Below are 17,018 nucleotides of genomic sequence, written 5' to 3'. Positions count from 1 at the left end.
GCTACCGCGAAGATTAGTCAACCGGCCCGTCACTTCGGCGGGCTCGTGAAACTGTCGGTACGTCCGAGTAGCGTCTGCAGGCTGTCAACCAGGAGGTTTCACACGTGCTGCTCGAGGAACTCAAGCCGGGTCTGCGGATCGACGGGCTGATCCCGGCCGAGGTCATCACTGTTGTTGCCGTGCAGTGGCACGGCACCGACGCGCTGGAGCTGACCTACAAGCACTCCGCTGGCGGGCTCGGCCAGCAGGTCGTGTTCCGCAAGGACGAGGGCACCCTTTCGGCCGCGCAGACCGGTGGCCGCGCGTTCGATGCGACCGCGAGTGACTTCAAGTTGGTGGCCGAAGCGCAGCGGATCACGCTGGCCGGCTTGTTCGACCCAATGCTCGCGGTTGCAACCAGTGACGTGCAGCCGCTCCCGCACCAAATCCAGGCTGTCTACGGCGAGCTCCTGCCGCGCACGCCACTGCGGTTCCTGTTGGCCGACGACCCCGGTGCGGGCAAGACGATCATGGCCGGCCTCTACGTCAAGGAGCTGCTGCTCCGCGACGACGTCAAGCATTGCCTCATCGTCGCGCCGGGCGGCTTGGTAGAGCAATGGCAAGACGAGTTGTTCTTCAAGTTCGGGCTGCGCTTCGACCTGCTGACGAATCAGTTGATTGACGCCAACGTCAACCTCAACGTCTTCGAGTCCAACCCGCTGCTGATCGCGCGGATGGATCAGCTCTCCCGCAACGAGGAGTTGCAAGCGCAACTCAAGGAGACCGAGTGGGATCTGATCATTGTTGATGAGGCACACCGGATGGGTGCGCACTACTTCGGCGGCAAGTTGGAGAAGACCAAGCGCTTCCAGCTCGGGGAACTGCTCGGCGACATCACACGCCACCTGCTGCTGATGACCGCCACCCCTCACTCCGGCAAGGAGGAGGACTTCCAGCTCTTCCTTACCCTCCTTGACCGCGACCGGTTCGAGGGCAAGAGCACCAAGTCAGCGGACCTTGATGGCGTCATGCGACGCCTCACAAAGGAAGACCTGCTCACCTTCGAGGGCAAGAAGCTCTTCCCGGAACGCATCGCCGAAACCGTGCCCTACGAGCTGACAGCCTTGGAGTACGACCTCTACGAGGACGTAACCCACTACGTCCGCGAGGGCATGAACCGCGCCGAGAAGCTCGGCGGCAAGCGTAAGAACACCGTTGGCTTCGCCTTGACGGTGCTCCAGCGCCGACTCGCGTCCAGCCCCGAGGCGATTTACCGGAGTCTGGTACGTCGTTCGGAGCGGTTGGAACGCAAGAAACAGGAGATCCTCAACGGCACTTACTCCGACACCGACTCCAAGGTCGACCTCTCAGATCTGGACTCGGACGACTTCAATGCCGAGGAGATCGAGGAGATCGAGGAGGAACTGCTCGACGCAGCCACCGCTGCGCAGACGGTCGAGGAGTTGAACGCCGAACTGATCGAACTCGCAGACCTCACCAAGTCGGCCAAGCAGGTCCGCGACGTCGGGACCGACCGCAAGTGGACCGAACTGTCCACGATCCTCCAAGACAATGCGCTTATCACCGACGACAGCGGGTGGCCGCGCAAGTTCATCATCTTCACCGAGCACCGCGACACCCTCGACTACCTCCATCGCCGGATCACGTCACTAATCGGCAAGCCCGATGCCGTCCGCGCGATCCACGGAGGCGTACGCCGAGGCGAGCGTCGTCTGATCACCGAGGAGTTCACCAAGAACCGCGACGTCCAGATCCTGCTCGCGACCGACGCCGCGGGTGAGGGACTCAACCTCCAGGCCGCGCACCTGATGGTCAACTACGACCTGCCGTGGAACCCCAACCGCATCGAGCAGCGCTTCGGTCGCATCCACCGCATCGGCCAGGAAGAGGTCTGTCGGCTCTGGAACCTCGTTGCCTCCAACACTCGTGAGGGAGAGGTCTTCACCCGGCTGTTGGAGAAGCTCGAACAGATGCGCCAGACCTACGGCGGCAAGGTCTTCGACGTCCTCGGCGAAGCATTCACCGAGACCCCACTGCGCACCCTCCTGCTTGAGGCCATCCAGTACGGCGAACGCCCAGACGTGAAGGCCAAGATGCACGAGGTCATCGACGCCTCCGTCGGTGACGGACTCAAAGACCTGCTCGACGAGCGAGCCCTCGCGTCGGAAAACCTCGCAGAGGCGGACCTCCAGGCGCTGAGAGCGGCGATGGACGAGGCCCGCGCACGCCGTCTCCAGCCGCACTACATCGAACTCGCGTTCAAGGCGGCGTTCAACCGCCTCGGTGGCCGGATCGCGAAGCGGGAGCAAGGTCGCTACGAGATCGCCAACGTGCCCCAGCAGATCCGGGCCGCGGGCAAGGGGCCAATCGCCACCAAGTACGACCGGGTGACCTTTGAGTTGAGCAAGGTCGGCGGCGAAGACCTCGCCCGAGCCGACCTGCTCGCGCCAGGTCACCCGCTCCACGACGCAGTCATGGACGAAGCAGTCCGCCAGTTCGGCGGCACACTCAACCGAGGCACCGTCCTGGTGTCCTCGACCTTGGAGGAACCGAACCTCCTCGTCGGAGTGATCGAGGAAGTTGCTGACGCCACGGGCGGGTCGGTGTCACGAAGATTCGGCTATGCCTTCGTCGACAGTTTTGGCACCGTTACCCCAGCGGGCCCCGCTCCGTACCTCGACTGCGTCGCAGCACCCGACAGTCCGGCCACTGCCGCCGCGCGTGCTTTGCCCTGGCTCGCCGATGCCGAGGATAAGGCAACGAGTTGGATCATCGCCAACCAGTTGCCGGAGTACCTCGTCGAAGTCCAGCCGCGACGACTCGCCGAGCTGGGCAAGGCCCGCGCCCTCGTCACTAAGCGCCTCGAAGGCGAACGCGACCGCCTCCTCCTCGACGCCGTGATCGCATCGGAGAAGGAGCAGGTGGGCGACAAGCCGAAGGAGTCGTCGGAGAGTCTCAACCGCAAGGCCGTCGAACTCGACGTGCGTCTTCGCAAGCGGCTGGAGTTGCTCGACCAGCAGCAGCTCATGTCGACCAAACCGCCACGGATCGTCACCGCCGCACTCGTGCTTCCCATAGGGATGCTGGAAGGCGAGCTGCCCGCGACCGCACCTATCCACGCCAAGGAGACGAAGGAAGTCGAGCGCCGCGGCGTCGACCTGGTCCTCGCCCGGGAGCGAGAGCTCGGTCGCAAGCCCGTCGAGCAGGCGTTCAACAACCCCGGCTTCGACATCCTCTCTACCGGCGCGACGGGCGACACCTATCGCATCGAGGTCAAGGCACGTATCGACGGCGCAACCGACTTCTTCATCACCCACAACGAGGTGATGACCGGCAAGAACGCCGTCCCGCGCTACCGTCTTGCTCTTGTCCGTGTCGACCCGCGCGGAGCACAGCATGACGAGGTCCGCTATCTCGACGACCCGTTCGCCACCACCGACCTCGGCGACTTCGACGCGACCGGTATCCGAGGCGACTGGGCGAAACAGTGGGCCAAGGGGAAGCAGCCGTTCTGATGACAACCCGAAGCGCTGAAGGCGCGGCTGGCAGCCCCCTCGGGCGGTTGAGCGACGCGGCACTCGCAAAGGCCGAGCGGTACATGCGAGCTCTGCGGCGCGCCGTCCTGTCGTACTGGTACGCGACCATCGAAGACCAGCAGGCAGCGCTCATCGAGGCGGCGAACGCCTGCGTGATCGTGAACCTCCTCGACGAGGCGGTCTTTGAGCCCGAGCTCGGAGAGCCTTACAAGAGTCTGCGGGGGACCTCAGCAGGTGGTCGAGTCGTCACGGGACTGGAATTAATTAGGAACTGCGAGACGCACTCGCCCGTCGTCTTCGACGATTTGCTCGTTGAGAAGCGCTGCTACAGCGTCCCGCTCCACGCGGGAGCTCAAGTCATGAGATCAGTGTGGCACTGGGCAGACTACGTCGCGCTTCCTCCCGCCTACGTTGAGCTCCAGGGCGATGCTTCCGAAGCTCAGAAGCGGGCGCGTAAGGAGGCACAGCACGGCTACCGACCGGGCGTTCAGGGGAGATCGGTGATCGAGACGCTGTTCGATGCGGAGCGATTTTTCGCGGACATTGATCCTCGGTTGGCGGTCCCACCCGGGCACTCGCTGGAGCATTCCTTCGCAGAAGTTCCGCAGGGTGAGTCCGTCGTTCTACATCGGCCGCTTGAAGGCTTCGGTGGCACGGTGCCACTGCCTGACCTCGCAACACGATGGGGCGAACGCACGACGGCAGCCAAACCGCCAGCCGACCAGTACGTGAAGGACCTTGCTTCAAGCAAGAACAAGGATCTCCCCGCCGGCGATAAGCGGATCATCACGCACAAGGTCTCCGACGGGTCGCGGGTGGTTGGCTACTCCGGCGATGTAGAGATTGCGCCTGGATTCCTCATGAACTGGGTCGAGCGAAGTTCGCAGATCGGGCGAGACATCCGTTCAGGATTCCTCTACGCCGTCCAACGAGGAAGCGACGAGGTTCCGGTAGCCAGCAACGACAACCTCGTTCTGTCGGCCGAGGACGATGGTGGGGATCTTCTCGGAGGAATGCCCGAAGCAGAGGACTCACGAGGGCTGGGCCGTCTCCGGGCGCTCGAGGAGTACCCCGATCACTACCTCTCGATGCGGAAGGGCCTGTGAATGACGCGTGGCTCGAGTGGTGGCCGTGAGTCAGATGTGACGTAGCGCCACGTTCCGTCGGCGGTCGCAGCTAGGTTTGGACACAGAGGATGCGGCGCTCCTGCGCCGCTTGGTCATGCCCGGGGTCGGGCAGAGGGGTCGTTGTAGTGCAGAAGCGCAAGCTGATCGAGGTGGCGTTGCCGCTGGAGGCGATCAATCGGGAGTCTGCCCGGGAGAAGTCGATCCGGCACGGTCACCCTTCGACGCTGCACCTCTGGTGGGCCCGCCGCCCGCTGGCGGCTGCCCGTGCCGTGCTCTTCGCCCAGCTCGTCGATGACCCGTCCGCGCACCCGGAGGAGTTCCCGACGGAAGATCTTCAACGCGCGGAACGCGAGCGCCTCCACGCGCTGATTGAGCGACTTGTCGACTGGAACAGTGCACGTGACGAAAAGCTCCTGGCGGAGGCGCACGCTGAAATTTTGAAGTCAACAGACGGCAACCCGCCCACGATCCTCGATCCGTTCGCCGGCGGCGGAACGATCCCTCTTGAGGCCCAACGACTTGGCCTAATTTCGCACGCGTCCGACTTGAACCCTGTCCCCGTCCTGATCAATAGGGCCCTCATCGAGATCCCGCCGAAGTTTAGGGATCAGTCTCCAATCTTTCCTGGCTTGGCCGAGTCTCAGATTCGCGTGTGGCGGGGCGCTGATGGCCTCGCGGCGGACGTTAGGGCCTACGGCAAGTGGATGAGGGACGAAGCGGCGGTTCAGATCAGCCACCTCTATCCGCTAGCGAAGCTCGACGATGGAACTACGGCAGATGTGATCGCATGGATCTGGGCCCGGACTGTTATCTGTCCGAACCCGGCGTGTGGCATCGAAACGCCACTCGTCCGCAGCTGGTGGCTCGGGACCAAGAAGGGGCGCGAAAGGTACGTGATCCCCTCGGTGGTTGGTGATCCGTCGCATCCGTCGGGCCTTCGCGTGAAGTTCGAGCTCGGCAAAGGCGCGGGCGGCCCCAAGTCGGACGGGACGATGTCTGGCCGTCAAGGCGCAGTCTGCGTTTCTTGCGATTCGGCTGTGAGCAAGAACTACATAAAGTCCGAGGGCGTCGCGGGACGCATGGGGACTCGCTTGATGGCGATTGTTGCAGAGGGCAATCGGCAACGCGTTTACTTGCCGCCGACTGACGAGCACGAACTCGCGGCGAGGGTGTCGCGGCCAACTGATGTGCCGGACCACGAACTGGGCTATGACCCACGCAACCTCTGGACTCCGCAGTACGGTCTGGCTCGCTTCTCGGACCTGTTTACAGACCGTCAACTGGTCGCCCTCACCACATTCTGCGACCTAATAGCCGAGGCACACGATCGCGTGTTGGTAGATGGCGGCTCAAATTCCTATGCGGATGCCGTTGTCACCTATCTGGGCCTTGCGCTTAGCAAGGCGACAGACATGAACAACTCGCTTGGTAACTGGAAACCGAGCATGGACCAGGCCATCAACCTGTTCAAGCGGCAGGCGATACCGATGGCGTGGGACTTTCCAGAAACGCCACCTCTGTCTGCTAAGCACGGTGGTGGCTACCTCACCTCGCTCAACGGTATCGCGAAGGTCCTTGAGTCGTTGGTTCCTGCAGCGGAGGCGTCAGTCGAGCAGGCTGACGCAGCGGCTCGCTCGTATGACTCGTACGTCATCGCCACCGATCCGCCCTATTACGACAACATCGACTACTCAGATCTGTCTGACTTCTTTTACGTCTGGCTGCGTCGGGCACTCCGGCCGTTCTACCCGGACCTCCTCTCGACCGTCCTGGTTCCGAAGGCCGAGGAACTCGTTGCAAACCCGTACCGACATGATGGCAAGGACGGAGCGCGCAGGTTTTTTGAAGACGGGTTCCGCTCCGTCTTTGCGAGGGCCAGGGAATCTGCGTCTGAGGACTTCCCGATCACCGTTTGGTATGCGTTCAAGCAGAGTGAGTCCGATGGCACGGGCGAGGCCTCCACCGGTTGGGAGACGCTGCTGGAAGGGATGATCCAGTCCGGCTGGGAGATCACGTCAACTTGGCCGAACCGTTCGGAGATGGGCAACCGCATGATCGCTAGCGGAACAAATGCCTTGGCGTCGTCGATCGTCTTATCATTAAGGCCACGCCCAGAAGGATCGGCAACGACCGATCGTCGCGGATTCATCGCGGCGCTTGAAGCGGAGTTGCCAGACGCCCTACGGAAACTTCAGCAAGGGCAGATCGCGCCAGTCGATATGCCGCAGGCGGCAATCGGACCCGGCATGGCGGTGTTCAGTCGGTATTCCGCGGTGCTCGAACCGGACGGGACGAAGATGACCGTGCGCTCTGCCCTCGCTCGGATCAACGAGATCCTTGACCAGGTACTGAACGAGCAGGAGGGCGACTTCGACGCCACATCAAGGTTTGCGCTTGCCTGGTATCGCAGCCACGGGTACAGCGCGGGCAAGTTCGGCGACGCTGACAATCTTGCGCGCGCTCGGAACACGAGTGTCGACGTCATGGACCGCGACGAGATCCTGACAAGCCGCGCAGGGACCGTACAACTCATCAAACCTGCGGACCTGCCCTGGGACTACGACGTGCTCAAGGACAGTCACACCAGCAACTGGGAGGCTCTCCACCACCTCATCAAGGTTTTGGAGCGGGATGGAATCGCGCCGGCAGGTGACTTCCTCCGGGCGGCGCTGGGCCGCGCGGATGGGGCCGTCGATCCAGATCTTGTGAAGGAGCTTGCGCACCTCCTGTTCCGCGTTGCCGAGAGCAACAGCTGGACGAAAGACGCACTCAGCTTCAACAACCTGGTGACTAGTTGGCCCGAGGTCCTAGAGGTTGCCCGGACTACCAAGAAGACCACTCAGACACAGGGCGCGTTCGAGTTCGATGAGGATGAGTGACGTCGTGATTGGCCCACTCCCCAGTTCCGATCACCGATTCATGAGGCGAGTACGTGTTCATCAGGCGTGGTATCGCGCAGCCGTTCTGGGTGTTGAGCGGTACGGGCGTCTGGCGGGGAGCGGTGCGCCTTGCGGATCAGTTCTGCCCGATGATGCGGCGGCACGTCACCTGAACTTCCTCGACCACGAGGCAGTTCAGCGCTATACCGAGCGTCGGTCGCAGGGTTGGGGTGTCGATCCAGAGCGGTGCACGAAGTATCTGACATCGAGTCAGACACTCAGCTTCAACATGCTCGCGACGGCCGTCAGCAAGCCGACGGCATGCGCAGAACTCTTTAACGCTCTCTTGGGTCGCACCGACCTGGCCAGGTTGGACACGTCGTCATTCGAGTTCGCGGCTCAAGGGACGACGTACGGCCTCGGGGACAAGACGCTCGTCGACGTAATGCTGCGGTTCACAACTGTCGCGGGTTCCCTCCAGATGGTTGCCGTTGAGACAAAGCTCGCGGATCGCTTCTCGACGCGGCGAACGGCGGGCATGCATGGAAGCAAATACGCGGACCTGGGAATCCGCAGTGGATCCTGGCTCGATCTGAATGCGAGCCTCGCCGACAACCGCACCAGGCAGTTGACCCGCTGTCATGCGTTGGCCGAGTCCGTGCAAGAGCAAGAGGGGTGCCCAGGCGAGCACGCTGTATTGGTTATCCTCACGCATCCCGATGATCGGAACGCTGCCGACTGCGTTGCGAGTTACATCGCGGGCGTCGCGACACCAGGATCGGTAGTGCACCAGCACTGGTCGACTTTCCTGCTGGCGGCCGAAAGGGCTGGGGCACTAGACGAAGCAGCGGCGTTCGAGTTGTCTCGCCGGTACGTCGACCTAGCGTGGAGTGACGCTGCCTGGCGCTCACTGGAGAGTTCACGTCGCAAGGCGACTGCAAGGCAAGGAGCGTGACATGGCTGTGAGCAATCGCGACCGCATCGGCAAACTGTTCGAGGTCATCGCGCCCGCGCTCGACGACTACATCTCGTCAGTGATCGGTGCTGTCGACGCTGCGGTCGGCGCCAACTGGGTACAGCTCGTCGCCGCGAAGGATGGTCACGCAGGCAAGGTCTACGACCCCCTCGACCCTCAAGTCCAGCTGCGCATGCTGACGGAGTCCTCGATTACCAACAATGTGAAGCCCCGTTGGTATCCGTTCTCGGACACCCTGGGTCGGGTTGGCGAGGCGTTCGCCACCGAGCTGAAGAATGCCCGCAACACCTGGGCACACAACGGGTCGTTCACCGATGATGACGCCTACCGCGCGCTCGACACAGCCGAGCGGTTGATGACGTTGCTGGGCAAGCCTGCGGAGGCAGACCAGGTCAGGTCGATCCGACTCAACCTGCGGCGAGTCACCGCTGATCGTGACGATAAGAAGGTCCTCAAGGCCGCCGTGGACAACCCCGAGGCCACGGGCGGTCTCAAGCCGTGGCGCGAGGTGCTTCAGCCGCACGACGACGTCGCCACCGGCAACTTCCACGCCTCTGAGTTCGCCGCCGACCTCTACAAGGTCGCCACGGGCGGGGAGGTCGACGCCGACTACGCCGACCCGGTCGAGTTCTTCAAACGCACCTACCTCACCGAAGGTCTCAGCGACCTGATCGGCCGGGCGGTGCGCCGTCTGTCCGGCGACGACAACGCTTCGCCGGTCATCAACCTCCAGACCAACTTCGGTGGCGGCAAGACCCACTCGATGCTGTCGCTGTGGCACGTCGCCGCAGGCCTGCCGGTAGGTGAGTTCCCGCAGGAGACGCAGGAGCTGTTGCTCGCCAACGGCTACAAGGGCACCAAGGTCAACCGAGTCGCCATCGTCGGCAATCACTTCAGCCCGTCCGGTCTCATTAAGGACGACGGCACGCACGTCAACACGATCTGGGGCGAGCTGGCATGGCAGCTCGGCGGCCCCGAGGCGTACGCGCTCGTTGCGAAGGCTGACGGTGACCGCACTCACCCGGGCGATGCGCTCCACGATTTGTTGAGCAAGTACGCACCGGCCGTGATCCTGATCGACGAGTGGGTGGCGTACGCGCGGTCCCTCGTCGGCCGCGACGACCTCGCCGGTGGCACGTTCGACGACCAGTTCACCTTCGCGCAGTCACTCACCGAAGCATCCAAGGGCACGTCTGGGGTGCTGCTGGCGATCTCGATCCCTGCGTCGGAGAGTGGCGACGATGCTCAGATCGCAGTTGGCAACGCCGAGGAGGTCGGTGGCGCTAACGGTCTCGAAGCACTCAAGCGGCTCCAGAACGTCGTGCGCCGCGTTGCGGACCAGTGGCGTCCGGCTTCGTCCGACGAGGCGTACCACATCGTCAAGCAGAGGCTATTCAAGCAGCCGGACGCCGCCGGTCTCGCCTCCATCGGCGCGACGGCCAAGGCGTACGTCGAGATGTACCGCAAGTACACCGACGACTTCCCGCGCGAGGTTCGGGACGCGGCGTACGAGGACCGCATCAAGCGGACGTACCCGATCCACCCGGAGTTGTTCGACACGCTCTACGAAGAGTGGTCCTCGCTGGAACGGTTCCAGCGCACCCGTGGTGTTCTGCGTTTGATGAGCACCGTCATTCACGCACTCTGGACGGGTGAGGATGCATCGCCGCTGATCATGCCCGGCTCGATACCGCTCGCTACGGCAAACGTGAACGCCGAGCTGACGCAGTACCTCCAGGACTCGTGGAAGACGATCATCGACGCCGACGTCGACGGCCCCAACTCCGAGCCAGCGCGCATCGACAAGGAGAAGCCGCTCTTCGGCCAGCGTGCCCTGACCAAGCGCCTGGCCCGCACCGTGTTCTTCGGTGCCGCCCCGACCGTCGCGCCCGGCTCCACCCGCAAGGGCATCGGCACCCAGCGTGTCTTCCTTGGCACGGCGGTCCCCGGCGATGTGCCCGGCAACTTCCACGCCGCACTGACCTCCCTCGGCGACCGGGCGACGTACTTCTACTCCGGCTCGGGCAAGTACTGGTACGACCTCCAGCCCAACATCACTCGCACCGCCAAGGACCAGGCCGAGCGACTCCACAAGGAGGACGTGTGGGCTGAGATCGTTAAGCGGCTCCAGGGACAGGGCCGCACGCGCGGTGACTTCGCGGGGGTTCACGTTTGTCCGGAGACGAACGCCGACATCCCAGACACCGACGAAGCCCGGCTTGTGATCCTTCACCCGAAGGTCGCCCACAAGGGCAAGTCCGAGTCGGAGGCCAAGGCGTTCGCGCAGAAGGCGACCGAACAGCGCGGCAGCGCCAATCGGACCAACCGCAACACAGTCGTCTACCTCGCTGCCGACGAGGCACGACTCGAAGAGCTCGACGCCGCGACGCGCGACTACCTCGGCTGGACGCATGTCCTCGCCAACGAGTCCGACCTCGACCTCACGCAGAACCAGAAGAACCAGGCGGCGCAGCGTCAAGCGCAGGCCGACCAGACTGTGACCGCTCGGTTGTTGCAGTCCTTCACCTGGGCACTCGTCCCAACGCAGCCGGACCCGGGTTCGCCGTTCTTGATCCGCGAGTCCAAGGTCGAGGGTCAGTCCGAGTCGCTCGCCGAGCGCGTCTCTCGGCGCCTCGGGAACGACGGTGATCTCTCGACCAGGCAGGCCGCTGCGACGATTCGCTTGGCAATCAACAAGGTGCCGCAGATCTGGAAGGACGGCCACGTCACCCTCGGTTCACTGTGGGGCCTCTATTCGCAGTACCCCTACATGCCGCGGCTGCGGGACCGGAAGGTCCTCAACGAAGGCATCGTCGACCTGCCGATGATCTGGGTGACCGACGCATTTGCGCTGGCCACCGGCTTAGATGAGGCCGCCGGCCGTTACATCGGCCTCTGGACCCCCGACGACAAGGGCCCGGCGCCGGTCGCCACCGACACGCTCCTGCTCGTGCGGCCCGACGTCGCGTCGAAGCAGCGCGAGGCCGAGTCGGCAGCGAAGGCATCGCCCGAGGAGCAACTGGCTGAACTCGTTGATCAGTACGGTGGACCCACGACACACGACCCGTCGGCACCGAAGGTCGACATTGTCTTCACCAAGCCCAAGACCCGCTTCTACGGCGTGAAGACTCTCAACTCCGACAAGATCGCGGTGGACTTCAAGAACATCGCCGACGAGGTCATCGCCAACCTCCGCGCAGCTGACGGCACGGCGTTGACCGTCCGCATCGAGATCGAAGCCACCAACCTGGTTGGCTTTGAGGATGGCAAGGTCCGCACCGTGTCTGAGAACGCTCGCACCCTCAAGTTCGACCAGTCGGGCTTCGAGGAGAGCTGAACCCGGTCCGATCATGTCAACTGACGAGGCCACGAGCGGCGTGGAAGATGCCTCTGGGTCGCCTGGCCCGGAGCACCTTGCTGCGTTCGCCGGCCTCGCATCTGATCCCACCGGAATCACCACGTTCGAGCGCTATGTCTGGCAGGCCAAGCTCGCGATCAGAACGTGGTTAGGCGTGTTCGCTGGTACTGGAGTGCTCGCCGTCGTGTGCGAACACGTCGAGGACCTCGCGATCGTCCAAGCTGACGGGTTCCGCTTCGCTCAGCTCAAGACGAGAGACAAGGGTTCCTGGAGTGCAGCCAAGATCTGCGAAGCCGGGCATGCCATCGAGCGACTCGTGGCCTCCTACAAGCTTGCAGACGAGGCAGGCATTTCGAGCCTGTCGAGGTTCGAAGTCTGGCTCGAAGGCCCGCCGTCCGAGCACAAGACGACTACCGAATTCTTCGCCGACCCGTCGTCGGCGTCGGAGGAGATTAAGAAGAAGATTCGTGGGTTTGGTCTGACCGGCGTGAAGCTGACGGACTTCCTCAAGAGGCTCGCGATTCACAGCCGCCAGCCGGCGAGGCAGGCTGTAGATGCCGTCAACATCAGGCTGATCGGCGCGATTTGGCCGGGACATTCGATGGAGCAGGTTGAGCGGCTGTACGAGACTCTCCTTCAGGCCGCGGAGGCTGCGCAGAGCGCCAGTGCGACACCACAGAGTGTGCGGAGCGCTATGCAAGCAGCGCGCAATGCTCCGACCTCTGCTGATGCGTGGTCGCCTATCTCAGCCCAAACCCTCACCGACCAACAGCTCCGATCGCTTTGCCCGCCATGGGCTGCGGACACTGACCAGGACCTCGTGGCACGGGCCGCGTCCGGTGAGGCTTCGCTCTTGGAGCTCAAACTCGTCCGTGCCGGAGCTTCGGAGGCGACAGTGAAGAGCGCCCTCCTCGCACGAGCGGACGCCGACGTCGCGGCGACCGGCTCAAGGGCCTCGGGTGCCATGACGCCTGAGTCAGAGGTCGCGCTGGACACGCGCCTTCTTGCCGCCGCGGGCTCAATCGCATCCTTGGCCGCGTCAAATGGGACGACCTTGCAGAGACCGGCAGAACACATCTTCCACAGCTTGATGGGCAACGTCGCGAACACGGCCGCTGTTGACGTAGACGGTGTCTACAACCGTGACCACCGACTGGTCGTTGGCCACCTATGCAGCGTGTCGGACCAGTGCAGATTCGGCTGGGGGGTCACATGAGCGCAAGCGACGACATCGTGCCGCAGAACCCGACGGACTCAAGACGTGCAGGTTTCAGGGCGACTCGCGAGGCGGAGGCTCGTGTGCTCCTGTTGATCGACGGTTTCAGCAGGAAGACCACCGGACCCCGCACACTAGAAGGTCGCGTGAAGCTCGCGAAGCTGGACTTTCTCCTGCGATACCCCCGCCACCTTGCGACGGTCCTTGCGAGTCGGGGTGTGCGCGATAGCGAGCGCCAGACTCTCGACCGACAGGACAGCCCTTTGGAGTCTCGGATGATGCGCTACCGATACGGCCCATGGGACCCGAGCTATTTCGCCGTTCTCGGCTCTCTTGTCGGGCGCGGTCTCATCGAGGTCGTGCCGGCGGAGGGGACCAACGCACTCGGCTACCGCACCACCGAGCCGGGCGCCGCCCTCGTGGAGCACTTCAAGATCGACGGAGCGTTCGACGAAGTAGTCGGACGCATAACGCTGCTGCGCCGCCATCTCGACCTGACCGGCGAATCACTAAAGAAGATGCTCTACGACCTCCCCGAGGTGGCGGATGCGACGTGGCACGAGGAGCTCACATGACCGAACAGCCAAGCGAAGCGACCATTCGCCATGATCTCCGACTTGACGAGATCGACTTGGTTGGGGGTTTGCGCACGGTCGCCTTCCAGCAGGGCCTCAACTTGGTGCGCGGCGACATCACCACGGGCAAGACAACGCTGATTCGTCTCATACATGCGTTCTTGGGCAGCATTCCGAATAACTTGCCGCCGGAGACGGCCGCAGTGCGCGCGATCAAGGGTCGTGTGCTTCTTGGCGTACAGGCATGGAACATCTACCGGCCGATGGTGACGACCAACGAAGCGCCGGTTGAGGTCGCGTCCATTCCAGACCAGGCGGGCGAGGACGGGCTCGCCGTACGTCTGCCCGCGGGGGGCCAGGGCGGTTACGGCGAATTCCTGCTCGCTCAGCTCGGCTTGCCCATTGTGTCGGTTCCTCGGGCGCGCCGAGAGCCCACGAACGAGCTGTCTCCGGTCACGATCAACGACTGGCTTCTGTACTGCATCGTCACTGGCGACGATCTCGATACGCAGGTGTTCGGACACAGGCACCCGTTCCGCGACCTTAAGCGTCGCTGGGTCTTCGAGATTGCCTACGGCCTCTACGACGAGGAAATGGCGAACCTCGCTGCCAGCCTCCGCCGAGCGGACTTGGCCATCCGTGCCTCCGAGAGCGAGGCCGAGGTCATTCGGCAGTTCCTCGCGGGGACCACGATCGGCAAGCCCGAAGAGTTGGAGACGCAGCTCGCGCAGCAACAAGCGCGACTGGCCGAGCTTCGTGACCAGGCTCAGAGTCTGAGTGGATCGAGCACTGCTGAGCCCGGCGCGGAGATCGGCCGAACGCGCGCAGGACTACTTGATGCGCGTCAAGAACTCGATTCCATCCGTGCCGAAGTGCGGCAGCATCAGTCCCAACTCAGGGACCTCGGCGACCTCCAGCGCCAACTCACAGGGCTGTCCAAGAGGCTGACCCGCTCGATCGTCGCAGACGAATGGATGGTCGACTTCGACTTCGTCGTGTGCCCTCGTTGCGGCCAGGACGTCGACCAGCACCGGACCTCGTCGCCGATCTGCTATCTCTGCGAGCAACCCGAACCAACGTCTGCCCCTGACCGGGACGCGCTCATCCGGGAGCAGGACCGAGTCACCTATCAGATCGCCGAGACCGACCAATTGATCGCCGAGCGGACCAAGACGCTGGACGAACTGCGACTACGGGAAGAAGAGGTGTCGGGCTCGCTGGCAGCGCTCTCCGGGCAGCTGAACAACCTCACGCAGGAGTTCGTGTCCGCCCAGGCTGCTGAGTTGCAGAGCGTCGCAGCCGAGACGGCAACCGTTGAGGCGAATGTTGAATGGATCAAGCGCTATCTGACGCTGATCGACAGGCAGTCGGATCAGTCGGGCTACCTGGATGAGCTGCGAACGCAAAAACTTGAGCTGGAGGCGCAGATCGAAGCGCACAGTACGAGCGTTGCGGTCGCCGACGACAACATCGACGCGCTTGAGAAGCGGATCGTTGACTACTTGACCCGCCTGCACGTACCACAGCTCGGTGACCTGTTGACGGTCAAGATCAATCGGAACACCTACCTCCCCGAAGTGAGCACTCGAAACTTCGACGAGCTTTCAAGCCAGGGTCTCAAGACGCTAGTCAATGTCGCTCACGCGCTTGCGCACCACACAGTGGCCATTGATCGCGGGCTCGATATGCCCGGGCTCCTGATCCTTGACGGCGTTTCCGCGAACTCCGGCAAGGAAGGACTCGAGGGTGATCGCATCGTCGACATGTACAAGCTCTTCGGTGAAGTTGCAGACCAGTACGGAGAGCAATTGCAGCTCGTCATCGTTGATAACGATCTCCCACCTGAGGTGGCTGACGAGATGTCCGACCGGATCATTTTGACGCTGGCGCAGGATTCCCGGTTGATCGGCAGCGAATCGAGCACCGGCGATGAGACGTCGACAGTGTGATGGATGGTGCACCAGCGCCTGCCGTTGAGGGGTCCGACGACAAGCGGATGAGGCTCCGCTACGCCGGAGCGTGCCGCCTCTGTGGCTCCGACCTTTCAGCCCGCGCCGATGCCATCTACGAGCGGACGACCAAGACCGTCCGATGCATTGAGTGCCCGACCGTGGTCGAAGTCGTGGTGCCGGGAGTCGAAGTCGGTGCCGAGGAGCCGCCTGCCTTGGTCGCAGACGAAGACCCGGGAGTCGCAGGATCATCTGCTCGCCGTGAGTACGAAAGGCGCAAGTTCAAAGATGAGGAGCGGCTCCGCCAGAAGTGGGGCAAGCTCGGCGGCATCGCCGTTGCGCTCGCCGACGAGAAGCAGAGCACGAAGGCGTGGGCAACCGGTGCCGTCGGTGAAGAGCGGCTCGGCGCGCGACTCGACTCATTGGCGTCGGAGTCGGTCGCAGTCCTTCACGATCGTCGCATCCCCGGGACCAATGCGAACATCGACCACATCGTCATCACCCGCGCAGGCATCTGGGTGATCGACGCCAAGCGGTACAAGGGTCGACCCGAGCTGAAAATCGAGGGCGGGCTCCTGCGGCCCCGGGTTGAGAAGGTACTCGTCGGTCGACGGGACTGCACCAAGTTGGTCGACGGCGTGCTCAAGCAGGTGGACCTCGTGCACGACTTGCTCGGTGACATCCCGATCACGGGATCGCTCTGCTTCGTCGAGGCAGACTGGCCGCTCATCGGCGGTGCGTTCGAAACCCGTGGGGTGCAGGTGCTCTGGCCGAAGCGGCTCGCCAAACTCCTGGTCGAGGCCGAGGGCGCCGTTGAGGTTGCTGCCATGCGCGAGGCGCTGGCCGCACACTTCAAGCCTGCGTGACCTCCACCTCTAGGTCCTCGCTGCGTGCGAAGTCGATGCGGGTGGCGACAGGTTGCTGAGCCAGTTTGGCCGGTACGAGATGGGCGAGCAGTCGTTCGAGCCGGCTGGATGCGTGGCGTCGGCTGTAGATGGCGTCCACGGGGGCATCCTCAGAATCCGGGCGCGGGTCGAGCCGGTCCGGCTTGTGTAGCCGAGCGGCGGGCGGTGAAGTCTGCCGCGTTATCCGGCCCGCGCGCGGCGCGTCGGGAGTTGGCAACTTCTCACTCGCGCGGGTGTATGCCCGTTTGGACGGCGGCGGCCACGAGGTTGGCAAGTGGGTAGGGCTGTGCCCGATCAGGCGTGAGTTTGGACTTGACATGTTCCGGGGCCGCACGACCCGCTGGGACCGTTTGGGCCGCATTTTGGCCGCACGTCAACGACAAACGACCCCTGACGCTGGCAAACGTTGGAAGACGTTTGCGCAGGTCAGCAACGCGGCGCCGGCTTCGCTGGGCGCACCGTGGTGCGCGAAGATTCCCGTGCAGCCGTTGCGGTTC

The 17,018-nt window shown here is 63.5% G+C and carries 10 protein-coding genes; 9 read left to right on the top strand and 1 reads right to left on the bottom strand.

The features are described 5' to 3' along the window. Positions 1-104: 104 nt before the first annotated feature. The 9 genes from Q9R13_RS05660 (at position 105) to Q9R13_RS05620 (ending at position 16,482) form a co-directional block, all read left to right on the top strand. The gene (locus Q9R13_RS05660) at positions 105-3,515 is read left to right on the top strand and encodes a helicase-related protein (protein WP_310964092.1); all 3,411 of its coding nucleotides are present in this window, start codon (positions 105-107) and stop codon (positions 3,513-3,515) included. Further along, positions 3,515-4,642 (top strand): hypothetical protein, encoded by a 1,128-nt coding sequence (locus Q9R13_RS05655; RefSeq protein WP_310964091.1) that lies wholly within the window; start codon positions 3,515-3,517, stop codon positions 4,640-4,642. The genes Q9R13_RS05660 and Q9R13_RS05655 overlap by 1 nt, the downstream gene beginning before the upstream one ends. A gap of 146 nt (positions 4,643-4,788) precedes the next feature. Continuing rightward, positions 4,789-7,542: a DUF1156 domain-containing protein gene (locus Q9R13_RS05650; RefSeq protein WP_310964090.1), complete on the top strand. Its 2,754-nt coding sequence runs from the start codon at positions 4,789-4,791 to the stop codon at positions 7,540-7,542. Beyond that, on the top strand, positions 7,529-8,497 hold the full coding sequence (locus tag Q9R13_RS05645) for a PGN_0703 family putative restriction endonuclease (protein WP_458295166.1): 969 nt from the start codon (positions 7,529-7,531) through the stop codon (positions 8,495-8,497). The genes Q9R13_RS05650 and Q9R13_RS05645 overlap by 14 nt, the downstream gene beginning before the upstream one ends. 1 nt (position 8,498) lies before the next feature. Next, a complete protein-coding gene (locus tag Q9R13_RS05640) occupies positions 8,499-11,855 on the top strand; it encodes a DUF499 domain-containing protein (protein WP_310964088.1) in 3,357 nt (1,118 codons plus the stop codon). Between the two features lie 13 nt (positions 11,856-11,868). Beyond that, positions 11,869-13,092, top strand: coding sequence for a dsDNA nuclease domain-containing protein (locus Q9R13_RS05635; RefSeq protein WP_310964087.1), 1,224 nt, complete (start codon positions 11,869-11,871; stop codon positions 13,090-13,092). Between the two features lie 275 nt (positions 13,093-13,367). Next, on the top strand, positions 13,368-13,667 hold the full coding sequence (locus Q9R13_RS05630) for a hypothetical protein (protein WP_310964086.1): 300 nt from the start codon (positions 13,368-13,370) through the stop codon (positions 13,665-13,667). Then, positions 13,664-15,616, top strand: a complete 1,953-nt coding sequence (locus Q9R13_RS05625) for a hypothetical protein (RefSeq protein WP_310964085.1) — start codon at positions 13,664-13,666, stop codon at positions 15,614-15,616. The genes Q9R13_RS05630 and Q9R13_RS05625 overlap by 4 nt, the downstream gene beginning before the upstream one ends. A 47-nt stretch (positions 15,617-15,663) precedes the next feature. Next, positions 15,664-16,482, top strand: a complete 819-nt coding sequence (locus tag Q9R13_RS05620; RefSeq protein WP_310964084.1) for a nuclease-related domain-containing protein — start codon at positions 15,664-15,666, stop codon at positions 16,480-16,482. Here the strand turns inward: Q9R13_RS05620 and Q9R13_RS05615 are convergent. Then, a complete protein-coding gene (locus tag Q9R13_RS05615; RefSeq protein WP_310964083.1) occupies positions 16,469-16,621 on the bottom strand; it encodes a hypothetical protein in 153 nt (50 codons plus the stop codon). The two genes, Q9R13_RS05620 and Q9R13_RS05615, sit on opposite strands and share 14 nt — an antisense overlap. Between the last annotated feature and the right edge of the window lie 397 nt (positions 16,622-17,018).

Origin of the sequence: Nocardioides marmorisolisilvae (assembly GCF_031656915.1) — a bacterium.
Lineage (GTDB): Bacteria > Actinomycetota > Actinomycetes > Propionibacteriales > Nocardioidaceae > Marmoricola > Marmoricola terrisoli.
The sequence above is the reverse complement of the archived record's forward strand: the minus strand, read 5'-3'. Positions and strand labels throughout refer to the sequence as shown.

What these genes read in the sequence shown, in the direction of transcription:
- Q9R13_RS05655 (WP_310964091.1), top strand. Translation starts at nt 3,515, where the DNA reads ATGACAACCCGAAGCGCTGAAGGCGCGGCTGGCAGCCCCCTCGGGCGG.
- Q9R13_RS05645 (WP_458295166.1), top strand. Translation starts at nt 7,529, where the DNA reads ATGAGGATGAGTGACGTCGTGATTGGCCCACTCCCCAGTTCCGATCAC.
- Q9R13_RS05640 (WP_310964088.1), top strand. Translation starts at nt 8,499, where the DNA reads ATGGCTGTGAGCAATCGCGACCGCATCGGCAAACTGTTCGAGGTCATC.
- Q9R13_RS05635 (WP_310964087.1), top strand. Translation starts at nt 11,869, where the DNA reads ATGTCAACTGACGAGGCCACGAGCGGCGTGGAAGATGCCTCTGGGTCG.
- Q9R13_RS05630 (WP_310964086.1), top strand. Translation starts at nt 13,368, where the DNA reads ATGATGCGCTACCGATACGGCCCATGGGACCCGAGCTATTTCGCCGTT.
- Q9R13_RS05625 (WP_310964085.1), top strand. Translation starts at nt 13,664, where the DNA reads ATGACCGAACAGCCAAGCGAAGCGACCATTCGCCATGATCTCCGACTT.
- Q9R13_RS05620 (WP_310964084.1), top strand. Translation starts at nt 15,664, where the DNA reads ATGAGGCTCCGCTACGCCGGAGCGTGCCGCCTCTGTGGCTCCGACCTT.